This is a genomic window from Rhizobium sophoriradicis (genome assembly GCF_003939025.1).
GTDB classification, from domain to species: domain Bacteria; phylum Pseudomonadota; class Alphaproteobacteria; order Rhizobiales; family Rhizobiaceae; genus Rhizobium; species Rhizobium sophoriradicis.
Genome location: NZ_RQIH01000045.1, coordinates 1 through 4,999 on the forward strand (window position 1 = coordinate 1; position 4,999 = coordinate 4,999).

Consider the following 4,999-nt stretch of genomic DNA (forward strand, 5'->3'; position numbering starts at 1 on the left):
AAGATCTTTTTGGTTGGGTTTCAGAAAGTTACTCCGAACCACCACAGGAAACTGCCAAACAAACCTAATGTCGCCGATCAGACAAAGCCGACAGACGGTGTCGTGATGGCATCACTTGCACCGCTAGAGCAAATCCTGCTCAATCTGGGTCATATCCAGCGGCCTTAAGGTAGTTTGCGCATTCTGCCGCAGTGAAGCGAGGTATCAAGGCCCCGACCGCATCCCATAGAGCATCGATCTTTCGCTCGGCTCGGCCTCGCAACATGGCTTTCAGCTTCGAGAATGCGTTCTCGATTGGATTGAAGTCCGGACTATAGGGCGGCAGGAACATGAGCTTGGCGCCGGCACGTTCGATGGCATCGCGGACACCGGCTATCTTGTGTGCAGGCAGGTTATCCATAATGACGACGTCGCCGATCTCCAGGGGCGGCACCAGCACCTGTTCGACATACGCAAGGAAGACGTTGCCGTTCATCGCGCCATCGTAGACGAATGGGGCGGTCATTCCGCTGAGGCGCAACGCACCGGTGAAAGTCGTTGTTTTCCAATGGCCGTGCGGCACGCCGGCACGGCAAACGCTCACCTCGCAATGCACGTCCGCGCAGACGTGACATCTTGGTCGAGAGGCCGGTTTCGTCGATGAAGATCAGTTTCTCCGGATCGAGGTCCAATTGACCATCGAACCAGGCGCGCCGGCGCTTCAGGACGTCCGGTCGGTCCTGCTCCAGTGCGTGTGCGGTCTTTTTTAAAGGTCCACCCACGGCCTCGAAGCCAGGCGCCAAGTGCGCTGCGGCTGATCTTCACCTGCCGCTCGACGGACAAGCGCTCAACCATCTCATCGAGCGTCACATCCCTACGCTCGTTGATCAACGCGACAACGAATTCCTCGTGTGCATCCACTGCCGAAGGTCGTCTCCAGCTCTGTGGCAGAGCAGTTAACTCACCCTCTTTCGCTCTTCAATCCAGCGGATCGCCGTCGAAATCCCAACTCCGAAACGAGCCGCAGCCTGTCGAGCCGACATGCCCGCCGCAGACGCTTTCAAAACCCGTATTAGGAGATCATCGCTCAGGGCCTGTCCCATCATCCACCTCTCCGCTGAGGATGTTGAATCAGCTTCGGTCGCTCTCGTCACCTCACAATCGATTCATCAATCGCAGGACATGTCTAGGTCGACCGCGCGCCAGCGCGACCGCGACCATCAGCAGGACAAAGAGCTTTGAAAACAGGAGACAATCGCACATCCCTGTAGCCAAGAGAGAAATGGCGTATCGCACGGGAGACGCTGCGAGCGCCCAGGTGATAGAGCTTCGCCTTGTGGCTGAACAAGCCAACTTCGATCGCGCAGGCCCGCCGCGCCCGACAGCTGGCCAAAAACAGCGCCAGGAGCTACGACTGGGGCCACGCACGTGAGTATGTCGAGGGCATGTCGCGCATGCTGCAGCAGGACAAACCGGATGGCCACGTCTTGGCGACCGGCGAGACGACGAGTGTCGGCCAATTTCTCGAGCGGGCTTTTGCCGACGTGAACATTACTTTGGAATGGAAGGCGTCCGGCGTCGACTGGCTACGACTCCGCGTCCGGTGCCTGCCTTGTTGAAGTCGATCCTCGATACCTCCGCCCGACGGAAGTTGATCTTCTGCCGGTGATCCGACCAAGGCCCGCCAGAAGCTGGGCTGGCAACACAAGGCCCCGGTTCAGGAGCTCGTCGCCGAGATGGTGCGCGAGGATGTCAAGCACTGGAAGGCCCTGAACAGCCGGGAAGAGCTCTGAGTGTACGACTTGTCCAACAAGAAGATCTGGGTTGTCGGCCATCGCAGTATGGTCGGCAGTGCGCTTGTGCGCAGGCTCCGATGCCGTGCTCTGCGGCAGTGGCGTCAGTTAGCGGGTCGAACGAGGAGCGCGGATCGTGAACCCGCGAGCGCGCAAAAATACGGCATTAGCCGATGATGTTCATACTTCCACCAGGTGCCCGGATTGCGGTACCGAGGCTTCGGGGCATATGTTCCTGATGGTCCTGCTTGTCTCGAATATCTCACGCTTGACGTCTAAGCGTTCGCAGATCGAAAGGTGCGGGATGTGTCATCGTGTGGGTCGGTCCGTCATCGAGGGTTAAATAGACGCACCGATCACTGGGCCGCCACCGTCTCTTCGGATAACTTCAGCTATGGGACCATGCTCTTTCATAGCTCAGGGCCATTCCGCTCGATCAAGGTCCCCGATGGCCAATCACTCATTGAGCATCCTATTGGGAATACTACCAAAATTACGTTTTCACAGCGCGTCGGCGGGAGGTTGAGATAAACATCGGCAAGGGTGGATCGCACGCGTACCCCTTCCAAAACCGTCGCAAGACCATTTCGGCAGAGCCTGAGAACAAGGTTGCGCAACGCCTGCCGAACACCGCCGAACGCAAACCGAACGCCAAGTTGCTGCAGCACTGGGTAAACAATGCGCATCGAATTAATGCCGTACCCCTCAAGATCTGGACGCACGCCCCACAATCCAAGCTCGCATACGAGTAGATCGACCTCGCCAACCCGAACGAAACGACGCAACAACCCCATGTGAGCGGCCACACCGTGCGCATCATAGCCTATTACGCGAAGCTCGGGCCTAGCTCCTGACCAACTACGAGCACCTTCGAATGGAAGGGCGTTGTAAGCTCCAGTTGGCCCATAGGTCTTCCGAAAGAAATCTGCGAGCTCCGTGTGGTCAGAGAGCTCCAACTCGTTTTCCCAGCACACTTTCCACCGCACCTGAGGGCTCATACCTAAACCTCCACTTAATACTCTGTCCAGGCGTCGACAGAGCAACTACTTGATACGCACTCGTTGGGGCGCTTCTAATGGCACTGGTATAAGCTGGTGAAATCATTTGTTTGGATGGAACTCATCCGTCCAATGGATGCGTTCCAATCAATCGGCCTGCCATCGGCTGCCGACGCCAGATGAAGCGGCTGCTCCAACTTCTTCGTGAACATGCCGCCTTGTCCATCATGCTGGATCATCTTGATCAGGCATCCAGGACATTGAACTGAAAAGTTGACCATGACTGAGAGGCTCGCTACTCAGGCAGAAGCAAGCCAAAGACGTTTTCGGCGATAATCAGGCAAATTGTCGAGATCACATTAGAACCCTCGGCGGAACCGGGCTGGTCTATCCCGGCGTCGAAAGTCGTCGAACGACCCGACCGGGCGGAGGGGTTTTTTCGGAATGTTCGGTTTGCGACAGTCTGATTCCACACAAAATGGGACGCGGCGATAGGCAGCAGCATTCTCCTGTTGAATCTGAAAGGGGTTCCCCTCGCAAAACGCCCTGGTTCGCTTTGGCTATCGCAGCCCATGGACCGGCACGCTGGGTATCGGCGAAGATTGCCAGAGGACATACTTGCCTGGCGATCCCGACCTCGGGAGAAGATGATGGGTACAGGAATGGATTCGCAGATCAGTGCGTTTCCGGTGCAAGCTTTTAGGACCCCGGACAGCAAACGCCTCCCAGGACTGGCGAGGCGGCCGCGAGATCGCAATTTTCTCCTAGATAACGGTATGAGGTGATCGTCATACCCTGGTCACCGGATGCCGATCGTCACGCACATGGTCTGGTACAGAGCCGGCGGCGCCGATGAGCCCCCGAGGAAATACTTAGTGACTGGCACGGTTGTTGCGTCGTCTCACGAAAGACAGCCGTTAACGAGAGGTCACGATGATGGATGTATGCTCGATGGGGATGGTGTTGTGCGGTGGGTACCTTCTTGCTGCATCCGCAGGCAGACTCGGCGGCGCTGAGAATGTCTTATCTGACTCGCCTTTGTCCGCGGCTGATGTATCGAGTTTCGAGACTTTCATAGTTCGCAGCCCACCGACATCACTCAATCTGGATCCATTTTATGCCAAATATGCTGACGCAGCGGGCATACCTATTATTTCGTCAAACAAGGTTCCAGACACGGCACTATTGATCTCACGTGACATTGTCCTCTACATGTTGTCAGAACGCCGTGATGTCCGCGATGCTTTAATCCAGGCTGGAGCGCGGGTGGGCGTCATGGCAATTGACGAGACGACGACTGATATTCCCGAGCAGCGGGATTGGAAGAAGCCTCTTCCCGATGATCCACGTCTCACCCCTGACGAGCGGCGGGATTACGCCAACACGATCGGCAAGATGACTGCCCGAGACTACTGGGCACAAAGGGCGCGCGGCATGGGCGGGCTCTACACGACGGGAGCTGTGGAGAATTTGATGGGCGTGCCGGGCACGCGGTATTACGGCGGGAACATTCTTGTTCACGAATTCTCACATAATATTTTCAACGCGCTGCGCACGGTAGATCCTGATCTCGTTGCACGAGTTGAACGTGCCTATTCGCACGCCTACGAGAAAGGCCTCTGGGCGTGTTCCTATATGGAGAACAACGTCGATGAGTATTGGGCCGAGGGCACGCGATTTTGGTTCAATACGAACTTGGCTTACAGCCGAGGCAATCTCACCATTGCCACATCAGAAGATTTCGAGGCTCACGATCCAAGCCTCTATAATATCATGGCCGAAGTCTACCGCCATGACCACCACATTCTGGCGGATGTCTATTACCGGCATTCGGCGAAGTCGCAGTAATGTCCTTTGGTATTGACTGCCGGCCTCATGCTGCAATCCCGCTGGAGACCCGAACTATCGCTGATCGTCCGTAATTTGTCAGAGCCAGCCATAAATTTGAGTTTCCGTTCAATTGAAGCGCCCATGTTGTTCCCACGGGTGCATACCAAGTACTTCGTGGCCGCTGGAATTGGCTCCTTGTGCAACATCGAGACCAAATGACCTGCCACTGAATTTTCATCCGGCGGCGATTAGAGCCTCGGCGGTCTTTGAAACGCTCCCAAACGTTGGACCACCGGATGCTAGAGTTTTCCGGCTTCATTCAGGGAGGCGGGCTGGTTGCGCCTCCCGAATTCACCAACGAGATCGGCACCTTGTTGCCGATCGCACCATGAGGTCTTT

Annotated in this window: 2 protein-coding genes and 2 pseudogenes; 2 read left to right on the top strand and 2 right to left on the bottom strand. The window is 56.4% G+C overall.

Features of this window, described 5'->3' with window-relative positions; all coding sequences use genetic code 11:
* Positions 1–139: 139 nt before the first annotated feature.
* Positions 140–1,082, bottom strand: a pseudogene (locus EFR00_RS32600) (IS630 family transposase).
* Positions 1,083–1,313: 231 nt separating this feature from the next.
* On the opposite strand from EFR00_RS32600, the pseudogene EFR00_RS33260 reads away from it, so the two are divergent.
* A pseudogene (locus EFR00_RS33260) lies at positions 1,314–1,772 on the top strand (GDP-mannose 4,6-dehydratase).
* A 410-nt stretch (positions 1,773–2,182) separates the two neighbouring features.
* Here EFR00_RS33260 and nodA read toward each other — a convergent pair.
* Positions 2,183–2,770: a nodulation N-acyltransferase NodA gene (gene nodA / locus EFR00_RS32610; protein ID WP_004679687.1), complete on the bottom strand. Its 588-nt coding sequence runs from the start codon at positions 2,768–2,770 to the stop codon at positions 2,183–2,185.
* Positions 2,771–3,703: 933 nt separating this feature from the next.
* Here nodA and EFR00_RS32620 point away from each other — a divergent pair.
* Positions 3,704–4,618, top strand: a complete 915-nt coding sequence (locus EFR00_RS32620) for a hypothetical protein (RefSeq protein WP_010034735.1) — start codon at positions 3,704–3,706, stop codon at positions 4,616–4,618.
* Positions 4,619–4,999: the final 381 nt, after the last annotated feature.